This is a genomic window from Microbacterium sp. LBN7 (assembly GCF_045690345.1).
In the GTDB taxonomy this organism is placed as follows: Bacteria; Actinomycetota; Actinomycetes; order Actinomycetales; family Microbacteriaceae; genus Microbacterium.
Genome location: NZ_CP147856.1, coordinates 953,904 through 971,052, shown reverse-complemented (window position 1 = coordinate 971,052; position 17,149 = coordinate 953,904). Strand labels below are relative to the sequence as shown.

Below are 17,149 nucleotides of genomic sequence, written 5' to 3'. Positions count from 1 at the left end.
CGCACGTAAACTGGGAATCGTGCCACAGACCAGCTGGGTCCCTGAGCCTGTCGAAGGGCCGATCCGCAGCGGCCGCCCCTCCCGCACCCGCCTCCCGCGGCGTGCGCTCGGAGTCGCGCTCGCCGCGCTCTTCGCCGTCGGCTTGAGCGCGTGCGCCCCCGATCCGGTGAGCGAGTCGTTCCTGAGCGGTGACAACACCGGCTACGTGGCGGCCGACGGCGCGATCGTCGAGATCCCCGAGGCCGAACGCGGTGAGCCGGTGGACTTCGGCGGAGTCACCGAGACCGGGGAGAAGCTCGACAGCGCCGACCTCGCCGGGCAGGTCACGGTCGTCAACTTCTGGTACGCCGGGTGCGCACCGTGCCGTGTGGAGGCCGCCGCTCTGGAGAGCGTCTGGCAGGAGTACGAGGGAGACGGCGTCTCGTTCGTCGGCATCAACACCCGCGACCAGGCCGACACGGCGGTCGCGTTCGCCGAGGAGTACGGCATCACGTACCCGAGCCTGATCGACGTCGACACGGCCGAGGCCAAGCTCGCCTTCGCCGAGGTCACCCCGATCGCCGCCACCCCGACGACGCTGGTCCTCGACAAGCAGGGCCGTGTCGCCGCTCGCATCATCGGGCCGATCGACGGCACCTCGATCCTCTCCACGCTCGTGGGGGACGCGCTCGCGGAGTCCTCGTGACCGCCACGGGAGCGCTGTGAACACCGAGACGATCATCGGATCCGGCGCCCTCTGGCTCGCGATCCCTGTCGCCATGCTGGCCGGGCTCGTGTCGTTCCTGTCCCCATGCGTGCTGCCGCTCGTGCCCGGGTACCTCGGATTCCTCGGGGGTGCGGTCGCGCCTCGGTCGGTTTCGTCGAATGGCGCCCTTCGACAGGCTCAGGGACCCAGCGGTGCGACCGACGCGACGGCCACGGCCACGCGGGGGCGGCTCGTGCTCGGGGTGCTGCTGTTCATCCTCGGGTTCAGCATCGTCTTCATCCTCTACACGGTGCTCGGCGGCACGGCGGGCGTCTTCCTGCTGCAGTGGGGCGATCTGATCACCCGCATCCTCGGTGTGGTCATCATCGCGATGGGCCTGGTGTTCCTCGGGCTGTTCGGATTCGCGCAGCGCGAGTTCCGGTTCCACGTCGACTCGAAGTACGGCGTCGTCGGAGCCCCGCTCCTCGGCATCGCGCTCGGCATCGGCTGGGCGCCCTGCATGGGACCGACGCTGGCCGCGATCGTCGCGCTGTCGTTCAACGCCGGTGACCCCGTGCGCGCGGGCTTCCTCGGACTCGCCTACTCGCTCGGCCTCGGCATCCCGTTCCTGCTGGTCGCTCTCGGATTCGGCTGGGCCACCAAGGCGATCGGCTTCCTGCGCCGCCACATCCGCGTCGTGAACATCATCGGGGGCGTGCTGCTCGTCGTCCTCGGCATCCTGATGGTGACCGGACTCTGGACCGACATCATGTCCCGGCTGACGGCGGTGATCGGCAGTGTCATCCTCCCGCTCTGAGACCGACGCCACGAAGAACAAGGATGCTGTGAACAGCGACATCAGCGACCCCCTGCGTCCGTCCGACCATGTCGACGGCGACGACTCGATCTCGCAGCCGCGCCTCGGCCTCGTCGGCTGGCTCCGGTGGGGGTGGCGACAGCTCACCTCGATGCGCACCGCGCTCATCCTGCTGCTCGTGCTCGCGATCGCCGCGATCCCCGGCTCGATCTTCCCGCAGCGGATGGCCGACCCGAACGGCGTCACGCAGTGGCAGCGCGACAACCCCGACCTCTTCCCGGTGCTCGACGCCCTGAAGCTGTTCGATGTCTACCTGTCGCCGTGGTTCTCGGCCATCTACCTGCTGCTGTTCGCCTCGCTGGTCGGCTGCGTCATCCCGCGCATCAAGCATCACGCGAAGGCGCTGCGCGCGCGTCCGCCGCGCACACCCGCCCGTCTGCAGCGTCTCGAGGACTACCGGTCGGTGGTGCGTGACCCTTCGACAAGCTCAGGGACGGATGCCGAGGCCGCGGCATCCGCCTCCGTCGACGTCGCGACCACGCAGCTCAAGGCACTCGGATACCGCGTCGAGCGCTATGACCGCGGACGGACCTTCTCGGTCTCGGCCGAACGCGGCTACTGGCGCGAGACGGGCAACCTGCTCTTCCACCTGGCGCTCGTCGGCGTGCTCGTCACGGTCGGCATCGGCGGAGGCTTCTCGTACACCGGCCAGCGCGTGCTGGTCGAGGGCGAGACCTTCGCGAACACGCTGGTCGACTACGACTCGATGAACCGCGGGCGCTTCGTCGGCGACGACGCGCTGGCGCCCTACTCGATGCGCCTCGACTCGTTCGATGTGTCGTACCAGCCGTTCGGCGAGCCCGGATCCGGGCAGGCCGGGGACTTCTCCGCGAACATGACCGTGCAGGAGAAGGGCGAGGAGCGCACCGGCGCGGTCAAGGTCAACGAGCCCCTCGCGGTCGCCGACGACGACGTCTTCCTGCTCGGCAACGGGTACGCTCCGACCGTCACGGTGCGCGACCCCGACGGCGACGTCGTCTTCACCAACAGCACGCCATTCCTCCCGCAGGACAACAACATGACGTCGCTCGGCGTCCTCAAGATCCCCGACGGACTCGCCGAGCAGGTCGGCCTGGTCGGCTTCTTCTACCCGACCACCGGCATCCTCGAGAGCGGCGCGTTCTTCTCGGCCTACGGCGACCTCACCAACCCGACGCTCACCCTCGACGTCTACACCGGCGACCTGGGCATCAACGACGGCGTCCCCCGCTCGGTCTACGTGCTCGACACCACCGGCATGACGAAGCTGACCGGACGCACCACCGACGTCGAGTCGATCGAGCTCACGCCGGGGGAGACCGCCCAGCTGCCGAACGGCCTCGGCAGCGTGACGTTCGACGACGAGTCCCCCGCGGGGGCGACCGACGCCTCGGAGTCCGTCAAGCGGTTCGCGTCGCTGCAGATCCACCGCGACGACTCCGGCCCCTGGGTGCTCGGCTTCGCGCTGCTCGCCCTCGCGGGCCTCATGATCGCGCTGTTCGTCCCCCGACGCCGCGTCTGGGTCAAGGCGACCGCCGACGGTGGCGCCGTGACCATCGAGTACGCCGCGCTCGCCCGCGGTGAGGACCCGACCCTCGCCGCTGCCGTCGACGACCTTGTCGCCGGGCACGCGCGTCTGCTCGATGCAGCGGGTGGCACCACCGCCCGCGAACCCCAGGCCGACGCCGATCCGTCCACGGCGCAGCAGGCCCCGGCATCCGATTCCCCGAAAGTAGACTGACACCATGCTCGAGCTCAACGAGATCTCGCCGATCCTGCTGTGGACGGCGATCGCGATCTATGCGGCGGCCTTCGTGGCCTACGCCTTCGATCTCGCGCGCCGCTCCGAGGTGTCGGCGGATGCGCAGACCGTGCGCGAGTCCGCCCTCGTCGGCGCAGGGGGAGGCGCGGTCAAGGCCTCCGGTGCGGCATCCGTCACCGACGCGAAGCCCCAGCGGTTCGTGATGGCGCGGATCGGCACCTCGCTCACCGTGCTCGCGTTCCTCTTCCACCTCGGGGCGACGCTGACCCGCGGCATCGCGGCCGGTCGCGTGCCGTGGGCGAACCTCTACGAGTTCGCGATGATCGGCACGCTGCTCATCGTGGCTGTCTTCCTCGTGGTGCTCACCCGCATCGATCTGCGCTTCCTCGGCACGTTCATCACGGGTCTCGTCGTGGTGCTCCTCGGGCTCGCGGCGACGAACTTCTACGTCGAGGTCTCGCCGCTGATGGACCCGCTGAAGAGCGTGTGGCTCATCATCCACGTCTTCGTGGCGTCGCTCGCGACCGCCTTCTTCGCGCTCGCCTTCGCGCTCTCCGTCATCCAGCTCATGCAGTCGCGACGCGAGCGCCTCATCTCCGAGGACGCGCAGAAGACGGGCCCCGGCTTCCTCCGCACGTTCCCCTCCGCCGAGCGGCTCGAGAGCATGGCGTACCGCTTCACGATCATCGGGTTCATCCTCTGGACCTTCACGCTCATCGCCGGATCCATCTGGGCGTACTACGCGTGGAGCCGCTTCTGGGGCTTCGATGTGAAGGAGACCTGGACCTTCGTGATCTGGGTCATCTACGCCGGCTACATCCACGCGCGGGCGACCCGTGGCTGGCGGGGCAACCCCTCGGCATGGCTCGCCATCGTCGGCTTCTCGGCCGTGATCTTCAACTTCACGATCGTGAACGTCTTCTTCAAGGGCCTGCACGCGTACTCCGGCCTCAGCTGAGTCCGGCTCGCTCTCGGAGAACGGAGAGCGGATGCCGTCGCCTCGGCGTGTCGGGCGGGGACGCGCCGAGTCCGTCGTGCACGGTCTGGGTCTCCCGGGCTTCAGCCGCCGAGGGGGATGAGCTCCGCGTGCTCGGCGCCGTCCTGGTACCAGACCAGTTCCGCCTCGGCGATCGTCTCGGTGGGTGTGCGTCCGAGCTCGCTCACCGACGTCTGACGGAACTCCTCCCACACCGCAGGCTCGAGTGACCTGCCGTAGACGACGGAGAGATGGAACGTCCAGTCGTCGACGCTGAGCTCGTCGAGCCGTCGGAAGTCGGTGCCCGCCAGGGCCGCGGAGAGGCTCGCATAGGCCGCGACGAGGGAGGGTGTGCGTGCGAGACGCACGATCAGAACCTGCCACGGTGCGGGGAACGCGTCGATCGCCTCGGCCGTGACCTCGATCGGGGGCTGGTCCGCCGCCCACCGGCGGATCAGCGCGCCGAGCTCCGCCCGACGGTCCGGCTCGAAGAACGCGCGCAGCGTCGCATGCTCGGTGTGCGGATGCCGGATCTCACCGCCGAAACGCGCGAGCGCGGCATCCTGCACCTCTCGGAAGAGGGAGGCGACGCCGAGCGTCGGACGCAGCACGAGGTACTGCTGACCCTCCAGTGAGGCGAGCTGGTCGGGCGTGTCCATGAACGGTCGGCGCATGACGCGAGCGTACGCCGAACACGTGCGATCCCGGGCACGGCTTCGGAGCTGCGGCCCGACTCGCCGTGTTCGAGGGGCGATTCTCGGCGAGTCGAGGCCGATCTCCGAAGTCGTGCGGTGGGGGTGCCCTGTTGCGGTGGGGGTGCCGGGGCTACGCGGTGGCGAGGACCGCCTTCGCCGAGGTCGTGCGGCGCAGGGTCACCGCGAGCGTCGTCGCGACGAGGGACAGCACGCCCCACACGACCAGCGCCGCGATCGCCGAGCCGTTGCCCGCGATCAGGCCCGCGAAGGCCGGAGCCGTCGGCAGGGCGGCTCCGAGACCGGCGAGCCAGTCGGGAACCGTGGAGATGAGTCCCGTCGCGACCGCGAGGACGCCGACCAGGGCGGCGATCCAGCGCCCCGTGCCGCCGAAGAGCGCGACGAGCGCCTGGTTCACGGCGGCGAACACGATCCCGGCGAGCACCGCGGTGCCCGCGAACGCCCACCACGCGGCGGGTTCGTAGCCGGCGATGATCTGCACGACCAGCGAGACGAGCAGGCCCTGTCCCGCACCGATCAGTGCGGCCGGAGCGAACGCGCGTAGCGTCAGGGCGGCCGACGGACGCCGCGAGGTCAGGGTGCGGGCGGTGTGCGCGCGCATCACCAGGAACGACGCGAATCCGCCGAACCACAGCACGACGGCCGCGAGCAGCGGGATCGCGGTCGGGCCGAAGATGGTGTTCATCGACGAGTTCGTCGACACCGGGTCGGCGATCACCGAGGCGAGCGACGTCGACTCCTCGTCGCTGAACGAGGGGAGGGACTCGGCCGCGGTGCGCAGACCGCCGGCGAGATCGCCGGTGCCCGTCGCGAGAGTGTCCAGTCCTGTGGCGAGCTCGGACGTGCCGGTGGCGAGCTCGGTCGCGCCGCCCGACAGCTGGGTCGCACCGGACGACAGCGAGCGCGCACCGGCCGCGGACTGGTCGATGCCCTCACCGGCGAGCTGGTTCAGTCCGCCCGCGAGCTGCGTGGCGCCGGCGCCGGCCTGGGACATGCTCGCCGCGAGAGTGCTGAAGGTTCCGGGAATCGCGGCGACACCGGGGGCGACCAGGTCGCTGTTCAGCACTCCGGATGCGGTGCCGGCGGACTCCGCGGCGACGCCGGCATCCGCGGCTGCCGCGGAGAGCTCATCGCACATCGCCTGTCCGTTCGTGGCGGGGACGCAGGCAGCCGCCATCTCGCCGAGACGCTGGGCCAGATCGGCCGACTGCGTCGCCGCCGATCCCGCGGAGGCGGAACCTGCCTGGATCGCTCCGACGAGCTGGTTCATCCCTCCGACGTTCTGCTCCAGAGCTGCAGCTCCGCTCGTGAGTCCGGCGCCGATCTGCCCGGCGCCGGTGGCCGCTTCGCGCGTCTTGCCCGCGATGGTGTCGAGCCCGGAGGCCAACGACGACGCCCCCGTCGCGAGCTGGCTCGCCCCGGAGGCGAGCTGCGTGGCGCCGTCGGGGATGGCGGCCGCGCCGTCGGCGGCCGATCGGGCGCCGGTGGCGAGTTCGACGGCGCCGTCGGCTGCCTCGCCGATCTGATCGCCGATCGTGGTGAAGCCGACGAGGATGTTGTCGGTCGTCGCCTCGGTGAGCATGGTTCCCATGGTCGATGCGGCGACGTTCGCGATCTGACCGGTGATGAGGTCGTCGGCGACGAGGCCGTCGTCGGGGGTGGTCACCGTGATGGTGGCCTTCTCGGCATCCCCTCCGCCGTCGGCGACGGCCTGCCCCGCGGAGGTCGCCGCCGCGGAGAAGTCCTCGGGAATCGTGATGACGGCCTGGTAGGTGCCGTCGGCCAGCCCTTCCTTCGCGTCGTCCTCGTTCGAGATGACCCAGGTGAGGTTCGAGTCGAGCTCGTCAGAGCCCTCCACGAGTCCCGAGGCCAGCTGACGCCCGAGGGGCGTGAGCTGGTCGTCGATCGTGACAGGCTCATCCAGGTTCACGATCGCCGCCGTCATGGAGTCGAGCCGCTCGGTCGGGTTCTGCAGCGCCGCGACGAGGATGCCGCCGACGGCCGCCGGCAGGAGCAGGATGCCGAGGATGGTCAGCCACGTGACCGGCTTGCGGGAGCGGGCGCGCTCGATGGGGAGTGTCATGCGGTCACCTCGGTGGATTCTGCGGCGATTCGGCGCGGAGCGCGCGTGTCGAGTGTGTCGGCGTCGGGCCAGCCGGCCTCGGCGAGAGTCGTGCGGGCCGATGCGGCATCGGCAGCGGTCGCGAAGACGGCGAGGGGCCGTGAGGCCGCGGCATCCCGCAGCATCGCCTCGGCCTGATCGCGCTGGCCGCCGCTCAGACGGTCGAGCCCGTCGATCACGACGACCGCGGAGGTGCCCCGCAGGGCTTCGGCGAGATCGTCGAGCGCGGCATCCGCATCGTCGACGAGCACGCACCCGACGTGCGAGCGCACCCAGGCCGCGCGGCCGGGGAGCAGGTGGCCGCCGACCCGGAGACGCCCGTCGCTCGGGGCGATGCGGCCGGCGATCGTGAGCGCCAGAGCGCGGCGGGTGCGCGCGTCGCTTCCGGTCGCGACCACGGCGCCGCCCTCGAGGATGCGCACCGTCAGGCCTTCGATGACCGGCGCGTCCGCGCTGATCACCAGGTCGTCCGCTGCCACGACGGAGCCGTCGCCGGGCCACTCGGACAGGTGGCGCTCCCGTTCGACGGCCTCGCCCTCGATATCGACGCGGGGGAGGATCTTCTCCAGCCAGGTCGGGATCTCCCAGGCGCGCTCGCCGAGGATGGCCATCAGCGCGGGGATCAGGGTCATGCGCACGAGGAAGGCGTCGATCGCGATGCCGGCCGCGAGGCCGAGGGCGATGGGCTTGAGTGAGGAGTCGCCCTCGGGGACGAATGCGACGAACACCGCGAACATGATGAGGCCCGCGGCCGTGACGACCTTCGCCGAGCCGGTGAATCCGCTGCGCACGGCGCGGAGGGCGGCGGCACGACGGGTCGCGCGATCGGGGCTTTTCGAGGCGGGATCGTGCACGAAGTCCTCGCGCATGCGGGAGACGAGGAACACCTGGTAGTCCATGGCCAGGCCGAACAGCACGCCCATCAGGATGATCGGCATGAAGCTGATGATGGGGCCGACCTTGGCGACATGGAGGAGATCGGCGAACCAGCCCCATTCGAAGACCGCGCCGACGACGCCGAATGCGGCGACGATCGAGAGCAGGTAGCCGAGGGCGGCGGTGATCGGCACCCAGAGCGAGCGGAACACGATCGTGAGCAGGATCAGCGAGAGCCCGATCACGAAGATGCCGAACGGCAGGAGGGCGTTGCCGAGCTGATCGGAGATGTCGATGCCGACGGCCGTGAAGCCGGTGACCTTGAGGTCGATCCCGAATTCGTCGAGCCACTCGTCGTGATGAGACCGGAGTTCGCGCACGAGGTCGGCCGTCGCAGGATCGTCGGGTGCCGTCTCCGGGATGATCTGCACGATGCCGGTGTCGGCGGTCTCATTGGGGGTCGCGAGGGCGACTTCCTTGACGCCGGGGATGTCGGCGACGGCGTCCCCGAGATCCTCCATGAGCGTGAGCGGATCGGTCGAGGTGACGATGGTTCCGGTGAGGATCAGGGGACCGTTGAAACCGGGCCCGAACTCCTCGCCGACGAGATCGTAGCTCTGGCGCGCCTCGGAGTCCTTCGGCAGCACGCCGGCGTTGGGGAGGGCCAGGTTCAGGCTGAGCGCGGGCACTGCCACGATGCCGAGCCCGATCACCACGGCGAGCGAGACCAGGACGGGATGCTTGGTGACGCCGCCGACCCAGCGGTCGCTGAACCGGCGACGCGGAGCGGCGACCTTCTGTCCCTTCTTGGGCTTGGGTGCGCGACGCGGGCGGCCGACGACGTTGCCCTTCATGAAGCCGAGCAGTGCCGGAGTGAGCGTGACCGCGATCGCGACCGCGATGGCCACCGCGACGGATGCCGCGATGCCCATGGTCGTGAGGAACGGAATGCCCGCGAATCCGAGACCGATCAGGGCGATGAGCACCGTGACGCCGGCGAAAACGACAGCGGATCCGGCCGTGCCGACGGCTCTGGCCGTGGATTCCTCGGGATCGACGCCGTCGCGCACCTGGTCCTGATGCCGGGCCATGATGAACAGCGCGTAGTCGATGCCGACCGCGAGGCCGAGCATGAGTGCCAGAAGCGGGGTGGTGGAGGAGACGGTGGCGAACGCGGTGGCCGCGAAGATGCCGGCCATCGAGATGCCGACGCCGAGGACCGCCGTGAGGAGGGGGAGCCCGGCGACGACGAAGGAGCGGAACGTCACGATCAGCACGAGCAGCGCGATCAGCAGCCCGACCGCCTCGGTGAGCGTCAGGCCGGGGATCGATGTGGCGAAGAGGTCGCCGCCGAGCGCTGTCTGCGCGCCGTCGGGGAGCGCTTCGCCGAGCTCATCGGACACCGCCCGCAGGGAGTCCTTCGTCTCGTCCGAGACGTCGGTGGATTCGCCGTCGAACTGCAGCCGCACGATCGCGGCGGTCTCGTCGTCGTTGATCATGCCGCTGACCATCTCGTCGTAGGGCGAGTTGGCCGCGAGCACGCCGTCGAGGTCTTCCATCTCGCCGATGGACTGCTCGATCTCGTCGCGATAGTCGTCGTCGGTGACCTTGTCGCCGTCGGCGGCGACCACGATGATCTGCGCGCTGGTGCCGCTCACCTGGGGGAACGAGCGCGACAGCTGCTCGAGACCGGCCTGCGATTCGGTGCCGGGGATCGAGAACGAGTTGTCCGTTCCTGCACCGAGGACCAGGGCGCCCGCCCCGGCGATGCCGAGCGCGAGGAGCCAGGAGACGAGGACACGCCACGGATGCCGGTAGGACCAGCGACCGAGCGAGGACAGGAGAGTGGACACGCGTTCCTCCGAGAGATGCCGATTGGATACACAGGTGTACTCAATACATAGATGTATCGTAAAGTGACCCGCCCGCTGGAGTCTGTGTGCGGGGTGTGAATCATGCGAGAGTGAAGGGTCAGGAGGTTTCGATGACGACACCCGCAACCCGCAGTCGGGAGAACACGCGTGCCCGACTCCTCGAGGCGGCGGCACAGGTCTTCGCGGAGGTCGGCCTCGACGGCGCCTCTGTCGAGGCCGTCTGCGAGCGCGCCGGTTTCACTCGCGGCGCGTTCTACTCCAACTTCGAGTCGAAGGACGAGCTGTTCCTCATGCTCACGGCCAGTGTGGCCGAGGTGCGCGTGAACGCGGTCCGCACCCGGGTCGAGGAGATGACGGCAGAGGGCGCGCTCTCCCCGGGATGCGATCCGATCGATCTCGTGCAGCAGGTCATGGAGCTCGGGGGCGATGATCGCCTCGGGGTGATGCTGATGAGCGAGATCCGCATCCGCGCCCTGCGCGACGAGCAGTTCGGCATCGCCTACCTCGCGCAGGAGCGGGAGATGGTCGCGAGCATCGCGCGGATCGTCGAGGACATCGTCGCGGCGGGACTGCTGAAGCTGCGACTGCCGGCCGACGTCGCGGCCCGCATGCTCATGATCGTCTGGGAGGGCATGACCGTCCGCGGTGCGATGGCCGGCCAGGATGACGAGAAGCTCCGCCACTCCGGGAGCGAAGAGCTCGGCCGGCTGGTGCAGCTGCTCATCGAGGGCTGAGCCGGCTCAGCCCTCGGCGATCACTCCGTGGCAGCGCTCGAGTCGGGCCAGCCACCAGTCGCGGCGCTCGGCCGAGGCGGCCAGGCGCGTGAGCGCTGCGGCATCCGGCGTCACCCGGCCGACGGGGATCGCGCCATCGACAGGGCGCAGGTCGGCGACATCATCGAGGAAGAGCGACGAGGTGCCGAGTCCGCAGTCGTAGTCCAGGTTCGGGAGAGCAGCCGCGAGGGCGGCGCCCTGTGACAGGCCGATCGCGGTGTCGAGTGCGCTCGACACGACGACGGGGAGACCGGCGGCCGTCACGATCTGCAGTGCGTGCGTCACTCCACCCAGCGGCTGCGCCTTGACCACCAGGATGTCGGCGGCGCGGGCGCGGGCGACGGCGAGCGGGTCCGACGACTTGCGCACGCTCTCGTCGGCGGCGACCGGGATGCCCATGTACTTCACCCGCCTGCGCAGGTCGGCGAGCTCCGGCACGGTCGCGCACGGCTGCTCGACGTACTCGAGGTCGAATTCGTTCAGGGCGTGCACCGCGTGCTCGGCCTCGTCGACGTTCCACATCCCGTTCGCGTCCACACGGATGCGACCCTCCGGGCCCATCGCCTCCCGCACTGCGCGCACCCGGGCGACGTCGTCCGCGAGCGTCTGGCCGGGCTCGGCGACCTTCACCTTGGCCGTCCGGCATCCGGCGAAGCGCGCCAGGACCTCGGCGACGCGTTCCACCGGGATCGCGGGGATCGTCGCGTTCACGCGTACTCGACCGCGCAGCGGCGCGGGCTGGGGCTGCCAGCCGAAATCGATGGCGGCGGCGAGCCAGGTCGCAGCCTCCACGTCGTCGTACTCCACGAAGGGGGAGAACTCGGCCCACCCCTCCGGCCCCTCGAACAGGAGCGCCTCCCGCGTGTCGACGCCGCGGAACCGGGTGTGCATCGGGAGCGAGACGACGCGGGCGGAAGCGAGGAGGTCTGCGAGCGGGGGGAGCATGACCCCATTGTGCCCCCATGCCTTCTCGTTCCCGTGGCAGCTGTGGCGGGTCGTGGATGGAGACACCCGCCAGAACTGCCACGGGAGCCCTCACATAAATGTGTGATTGACAATGGTGTGTGACGCACAGTAACGTGTGATTCATGAACGAGACGCTCGACACACATCTGCAGGAGCTCAGGCGCGGCACCATCGTGCTCGCCTGCCTGCAGCTGCTGCGCACGGCGGGGTACGGCTACGGACTGCTCGAGGAGCTCGAGCGCCGCGGCTTCGCCACCGACGCGAACACGCTGTACCCGCTGCTTCGCCGACTGGAGAAGCAGGAGTACCTGACGAGCGAGTGGAACACCGACGAGGCCAGGCCCCGCAAGTTCTACCGCACCTCGGAGGCCGGCGTCCGGCTGGCCGACACCCTCACCGACGAATGGCGATCTCTCACGACGGCGATCGCATCCCTCACCTCAGAGGAGAACTGACATGCCTACCAAGACCACCCTCACCGAGCGGTACATCACCGCCACCATCCGCAGCCTGCCCGCGACGGCGCAGGCCGATGTGCGGGCCGAGCTCGAGGCGTCGATCGCCGACGCCGTCGAGGCCCGCGTCGAGCAGGGCGAGCCGCGCGAGGCCGCCGAGCACGCCGTGCTCACGGAGCTCGGCGACCCGGGTGTCCTCGCCGCCGGCTACGCCGATCGCCCGCTGCACCTGATCGGCCCGCGCTACTTTCTCGTCTGGTGGCGGCTGCTGAAGCTGCTCCTCTGGATCGTCCCCGCCTGCGCGGCATTCGGCGTCACGATCGCCAAGATCCTGGAATTCGCGACGATCGGCGAGACCATCGGCGCGGTCGTCGTCGTGATCATCCAGGTGATCGTCAACGTGGGCTTCTGGACCACGCTCGTCTTCGCGATCCTGGAGCGGACGGTGCCGGTGCCGGAGACCGAGTGGAGCGTCGACCAGCTGCCGGAGATCTACGAGACCCGTGCCGGGTTCTCCGAGATGATCGGCTCGATCATCTTCCTCGTGCTGGCGGGCGCTGCGATCCTGTGGGATGCGCTACGCGGCTTCGTCCGCACGGACGGCGAGGCGCTGCCCATCCTGAACCCGGAGCTGTGGCCGTGGTGGATGACGGCGCTGCTCGTCCTGATGGCGGCGGAGCTGCTGCTCGCGATCGCCGTCTACCGCGCCGGACGCTGGAACGCCGGCTTCGCCGTGGTGAACACCGTACTGGCCATCGCCTTCGCCGTTCCCGCGCTGTACCTGCTCGCCTCGGGTCAGCTGGTCAACCCGGAGTTCCTCGACTACCTCGCGACGAACCACGCCGACGACCTCGCGAATGCGAACGCCGGTGCCGCCGAGCAGGGCGGGGTGCTGCGTGTGGTCAGCGTCGTCCTCGGCGTCGTCACGGCAGGGATCGTCGTGTGGGACATCATCGACGGCTGGCTGAAGGCCTCGCGCGCGCGCCGGAGCTGAACTCCGGGCAGACGGAACGCCGCCCTCTGCGGGGCGGCGTTTCGTCGTTCTCCGGGAGGGCGGGAATAGGCTGGATCCCGTGACCACCGCATTCGTCTCCGATCTGTTCGACCCCGCCGAATGGGTGCTCGCGCCCGGAGCCGAGGACTACACGGACATCACCGCCCACGTGACGCACGACGGGGGCGTCGCCCGTATCGCGTTCGACCGGCCGGAGGTGCGCAACGCCTTCCGCCCGCACACGGTCGACGAGCTGTACCGCGCTCTCGACATCGCGCGTCAGGACCCTCGCATCGGCGCGGTGCTGCTGACCGGCAACGGCCCGAGCCCGAAGGACGGCGGGTGGGCGTTCTGCTCCGGCGGCGACCAGCGCATCCGCGGACGCGACGGGTACAAGTACTCCGACGCTTCGACAGGCTCAGGGGCCCAAGGGGCGACGGGCTCAGGGGCCGAGGGTTCCTCCGCTCGCGTGGGACGTCTCCACATCCTCGAGGTGCAGCGTCTCATCCGCTTCATGCCGAAGGTCGTCATCGCCGTCGTCCCGGGATGGGCAGCCGGCGGCGGGCACTCGCTGCACGTGGTGTGCGACCTGACGATCGCCTCGGCGGAAGAGGCGCGTTTCAAGCAGACGGATGCCGACGTCGGCAGCTTCGACGCCGGATACGGCTCCGCCTACATGGCCCGCCAGACCGGGCAGAAGTTCGCGCGGGAGGTGTTCTTCCTGGCGGAGGAGTACTCCGCGCAGCGCGCCTACGAGGCCGGCGCGGTGAACCGCGTCGTGCCGCATGCCGAGCTCGAGGTCGAGGCGCTGAAGATGGCACGGACCGTGCTGACCAAGTCGCCCACGGCGATCCGGATGCTGAAGTTCGCGTTCAACGCGGTCGACGACGGACTCGTCGGACAGCAGGTGTTCGCCGGTGAGGCGACCCGCCTGGCCTACGGCACCGACGAGGCCGTCGAGGGGCGCGACTCGTTCCTCGAGAAGCGCGACCCCGACTGGTCGTCGTTCCCCTGGCACTACTGAAGCCCGCGGACCTGCCATGACCGCCCTGATCGCGACGGATGCCGAAGACCCGGGGCAGCTCCGCGGCGCGCTGCAGCGCGCTCTCGACGACGGGCCGGCCCTGGGCTTCGGAATGCTCGCGGGTGCACCGGATGAGGTGCCGGACGGTATCGCGGCGGTCATCGCGACCTCCGGGTCGAGCGGCATCCCGAAGCGCGTCTCCCTGAGCGCGGAGGCGCTGCGGGCGAGTGCCGAGGCGACAGCGAGCCGCATCGGCAGTGGGCGGTGGCTGCTCGCACTGCCCGCCGGCTACGTGGCGGGGCTCCAGGTCCTGGTGCGATCGATTCTCGCCGGCACGGAGCCGGCGGTGATCGACGGCCGCTTCTCGCCGAATTCGTTCGCCGAGGCGACGTTCGAGATGCTGCGACCGGCGCCAGGGGCGAGCGCCGGCCTCCCGGAGCTGTTCACATCCCTCGTGCCCGCCCAGGTCGCGACGCTGCTCGACGCGGCCGGGGACACGGCCGTGCGTGCCGCCCTGCAGGCGTATCGGGCGATCCTCGTCGGCGGCCAGTCGCTGCCCGAACCGCTGCGAGAGCGCGCCGCCGACCTCGGCATCCGTCTCGTCCGCACCTACGGTTCGACCGAGACGAGCGGCGGCTGCGTGTACGACGGGGTGCCGCTCGAGACGGTCACGGTGCGATCGGTCGACGGCGAACTGCGGATCGCGGGCCCGATGCTCGCCGAGGGCTACCTCGGGGACGCGGCCCTGACCGCGCGCACATTCGTGCGCGACGAGCACGGCATCCGCTGGTATCGCACGGGTGATCTCGGACTCGTGGAGGACGGCGTCGTCCGTGTGCACGGGCGCGCCGACAACGTCATCGTGTCCGGGGGGATCAACATCTCGCTCGACCGCGTCGAGCGGATCGTGCGGCGCGTCCCCGGCCTGCACCAGGCTGTCGTCGTCGGCGTCGAGGATGAACGCTGGGGAGAGGCCTCGGTGATCGTCGTCGCACGCGGCGAGGTCCTGCGGCGCAGCGAGGGGGAGCAGCTCGCGCAGGCACGCGACGCCGTGGGCGAGGAGATCGGCAAGCACGCACGGCCGGCCCGGATGATCGTGGTCGACGAGCTGGCGGCGCTCGCCTCCGGCAAGCCCGACCGCGAGGCGATCCGGCGCGTGGCCGCCGAGCTCCACTGACACCCGGGGCTCCTGCCAGACTCGTCGGATGGACATACTGCGGTTGGCCGGAGTGCCCGGCGTGGGCAAGAGCACCGTCGCGTGGGCGGTCGCCCGGCAGCTGACGGCCGACGGCGTGCGCGTCGGATACGTCGACATCGACCAGCTCGGCATGTGCTATCCCGCCCCGTCTGAGGATCCCGACCGCTGGGATCTCAAGGAAGTGGCTCTCCAGCGCGTGGCCGCGCGCTTCGCCGAAGCCGGTGTCGAGCGGCTGGTCGTCTCGGGCGTCGCTGATCCGGCGGACCCGCCCCGGGCGAACGGTCACCCCACGGTCTCGCTGTGGCTGGATGCGGACGAGGCGACGAGGCGAGCGCGTCTCGCTCCCCGGGGCTGGCCGCAGAAGCAGGTCGACGATGTGCTCGCGGTCGGCACAGCGGAGGCCGCGGCGGCTCATCCGTCGTGGGCGAGGGTCGCCACAGACGGCAGCGCCGTCGAGGAGACCGTGCGCATCGTGCTCGAACGGCCGTCTCCCGGATCCGTCGCGACACCCGCGGAGTTCCCGCGGAGGGAGCCCGACGTGGCGGGAAGAATCATCTGGATCACGGGGCCACGATGCGCCGGAGCGTCCAGTGTCGGCTGGGAGATCGCCGCCGAGTCGTGGAGGGCCGGGCAGCGCACGGGATTCGTCGATGTCGCCCAGCTCGGGTTCGTATGGAACGTCGACCGCACCGTGGGGCTGCGCAACACGACCTCGCTGCAGCGGCTGTTCGCCGGAGCCGGAGCGCGGACCCTCGTCGCGGTGGCCCCCTTCGAGATGAGCCCGGCGGCCGTGCGGGATGCCTTCCCCGGCTCCGACATCCGGTTCTTCCGGCTGGATGCCGACGACGACACCCGCCGCGCTCGCGCGCTGCAGGGGGCCGCGGGTACCGGTCCGCTGCTGGCCGGTGACGATCTGATCGGGGCTTCCCCGCAGGCCGTCGACGACATCGTCGCCCTGGGTGCGCGTCAGCGGCAGACGCCTGTGCGCGCGGGAGAGCTTCTCATCGGCAGGGCCGGGATGTCGGCGTCCGAAGTCGCCGAGCAGGTGCGGGCGCACCTGCCAGACTGATCCGCATGGCCCTGTACACCCACGGACATCACGAGTCCGTCCTGCGCTCGCACAACATCCGGAACATCGCGAACTCCGCCGCCTATCTCCGCCCTCACCTCGAGAAGACGACCCGCCTCCTCGACGTCGGCGCCGGCCCCGGATCGATCACGGTCGACTTCGCGGGCGTCGTCGCCCACGTCACGGCCACGGAGATCGACGAGTCCGCACTGTCGCTGTCGCGCGGGCTCGCCGCCGAACGGGGCCTCACGAATCTCGCCTTCTCGGTGGAGGACGTGCATGCGCTGACGTTCCCGGACGACTCCTTCGACGTCGTCCACGCGCACCAGGTGCTGCAGCATGTCGGCGATCCCGTGCAGGCGCTCCGCGAGATGCGTCGCGTCACCGTCCCCGGCGGGATCGTCGCTGCCCGCGATGCGGACTACGCCGGTTTCCTGTCGTTCCCCGTGCTTCCTGAACTCGACCGCTGGCTCACCCTGTACCGGGAGGCCGCTCGGGCCAACGGCGGGGAGCCGGATGCCGGCCGCCGTCTGCTGTCCTGGGCGCGGGCAGCAGGGTTCGACGACGTCACCGCGACGGCATCCACGTGGTGCTACGCGTCACCCGCCGAACGAGCATGGTGGGGAGGCATGTGGGCCGACCGGATCCTCGAGTCCGCGCTCGCGCGCCAGCTCGTCGACAGCGGGATGGCGACGCCGGAAGACCTCCGCGCCATCAGCGACGCCTGGAAGCGCTGGGCCGATGACGGCGACGGGTGGTACCTGGTTCCGCACGGCGAGATCCTCTGCCGCGCATAGTCGCACGGA

The 17,149-nt window shown here is 70.2% G+C and carries 15 protein-coding genes; 11 read left to right on the top strand and 4 right to left on the bottom strand.

Features of this window, described 5'->3' with window-relative positions; genetic code table 11:
- Positions 1 to 19: 19 nt before the first annotated feature.
- From LBN7_RS04620 to ccsB, 4 genes are read left to right on the top strand one after another with little or no spacing between them, the layout of a single operon-like run.
- Entirely contained in the window at positions 20 to 685 is a 666-nt protein-coding gene (locus LBN7_RS04620) for a TlpA disulfide reductase family protein (RefSeq protein ID WP_341946242.1), read from the top strand.
- Positions 686 to 701: 16 nt separating this feature from the next.
- On the top strand, positions 702 to 1,502 hold the full coding sequence (locus LBN7_RS04615; protein ID WP_407361089.1) for a cytochrome c biogenesis CcdA family protein: 801 nt from the start codon (positions 702 to 704) through the stop codon (positions 1,500 to 1,502).
- A gap of 28 nt (positions 1,503 to 1,530) precedes the next feature.
- Positions 1,531 to 3,282 carry a cytochrome c biogenesis protein ResB gene (locus LBN7_RS04610; protein ID WP_407361088.1) on the top strand — a complete coding sequence of 584 codons (1,752 nt, stop codon included), beginning with the start codon at positions 1,531 to 1,533 and terminating at the stop codon, positions 3,280 to 3,282.
- Between the two features lie 4 nt (positions 3,283 to 3,286).
- Entirely contained in the window at positions 3,287 to 4,261 is a 975-nt protein-coding gene (ccsB, locus tag LBN7_RS04605; RefSeq protein ID WP_116634458.1) for a c-type cytochrome biogenesis protein CcsB, read from the top strand.
- A 101-nt stretch (positions 4,262 to 4,362) separates the two neighbouring features.
- Here the strand turns inward: ccsB and LBN7_RS04600 are convergent, their stop codons facing one another.
- The 3 genes from LBN7_RS04600 to LBN7_RS04590 form a co-directional block, all read right to left on the bottom strand.
- Positions 4,363 to 4,953, bottom strand: coding sequence for a 2'-5' RNA ligase family protein (locus tag LBN7_RS04600; protein WP_341946238.1), 591 nt, complete (start codon positions 4,951 to 4,953; stop codon positions 4,363 to 4,365).
- A gap of 151 nt (positions 4,954 to 5,104) precedes the next feature.
- Positions 5,105 to 7,075: a YhgE/Pip family protein gene (locus LBN7_RS04595; RefSeq protein ID WP_407361087.1), complete on the bottom strand. Its 1,971-nt coding sequence runs from the start codon at positions 7,073 to 7,075 to the stop codon at positions 5,105 to 5,107.
- Positions 7,072 to 9,843 (bottom strand): MMPL family transporter, encoded by a 2,772-nt coding sequence (locus LBN7_RS04590; RefSeq protein ID WP_407361086.1) that lies wholly within the window; start codon positions 9,841 to 9,843, stop codon positions 7,072 to 7,074. Before LBN7_RS04590 ends, LBN7_RS04595 begins: the two co-directional genes overlap by 4 nt.
- Positions 9,844 to 9,974: 131 nt before the next feature.
- On the opposite strand from LBN7_RS04590, the gene LBN7_RS04585 reads away from it, so the two are divergent.
- Positions 9,975 to 10,598 carry a TetR/AcrR family transcriptional regulator gene (locus LBN7_RS04585; protein ID WP_407361085.1) on the top strand — a complete coding sequence of 208 codons (624 nt, stop codon included), beginning with the start codon at positions 9,975 to 9,977 and terminating at the stop codon, positions 10,596 to 10,598.
- A gap of 6 nt (positions 10,599 to 10,604) precedes the next feature.
- Here the strand turns inward: LBN7_RS04585 and LBN7_RS04580 are convergent, their stop codons facing one another.
- On the bottom strand, positions 10,605 to 11,582 hold the full coding sequence (locus LBN7_RS04580; protein WP_407361084.1) for an o-succinylbenzoate synthase: 978 nt from the start codon (positions 11,580 to 11,582) through the stop codon (positions 10,605 to 10,607).
- A 143-nt stretch (positions 11,583 to 11,725) separates the two neighbouring features.
- Here LBN7_RS04580 and LBN7_RS04575 point away from each other — a divergent pair, with 143 nt between their 5' ends.
- The 6 genes from LBN7_RS04575 to LBN7_RS04550 all read left to right on the top strand — a co-directional run bounded on the left by LBN7_RS04575 (position 11,726) and on the right by LBN7_RS04550 (position 17,140).
- Entirely contained in the window at positions 11,726 to 12,058 is a 333-nt protein-coding gene (locus tag LBN7_RS04575) for a PadR family transcriptional regulator (protein ID WP_407361083.1), read from the top strand.
- A gap of 1 nt (position 12,059) precedes the next feature.
- Positions 12,060 to 13,052 (top strand): permease prefix domain 1-containing protein, encoded by a 993-nt coding sequence (locus LBN7_RS04570; RefSeq protein ID WP_407361082.1) that lies wholly within the window; start codon positions 12,060 to 12,062, stop codon positions 13,050 to 13,052.
- A 79-nt stretch (positions 13,053 to 13,131) separates the two neighbouring features.
- Positions 13,132 to 14,076 carry a 1,4-dihydroxy-2-naphthoyl-CoA synthase gene (locus LBN7_RS04565; RefSeq protein ID WP_407361081.1) on the top strand — a complete coding sequence of 315 codons (945 nt, stop codon included), beginning with the start codon at positions 13,132 to 13,134 and terminating at the stop codon, positions 14,074 to 14,076.
- Between the two features lie 16 nt (positions 14,077 to 14,092).
- Complete coding sequence (locus tag LBN7_RS04560) at positions 14,093 to 15,253, top strand: AMP-binding protein (protein ID WP_407361080.1); 1,161 nt, start codon at positions 14,093 to 14,095, stop codon at positions 15,251 to 15,253.
- A gap of 28 nt (positions 15,254 to 15,281) precedes the next feature.
- Positions 15,282 to 16,343 (top strand): AAA family ATPase, encoded by a 1,062-nt coding sequence (locus tag LBN7_RS04555; protein ID WP_407361079.1) that lies wholly within the window; start codon positions 15,282 to 15,284, stop codon positions 16,341 to 16,343.
- A gap of 5 nt (positions 16,344 to 16,348) precedes the next feature.
- On the top strand, positions 16,349 to 17,140 hold the full coding sequence (locus LBN7_RS04550) for a class I SAM-dependent methyltransferase (RefSeq protein WP_407361078.1): 792 nt from the start codon (positions 16,349 to 16,351) through the stop codon (positions 17,138 to 17,140).
- Positions 17,141 to 17,149: the final 9 nt, after the last annotated feature.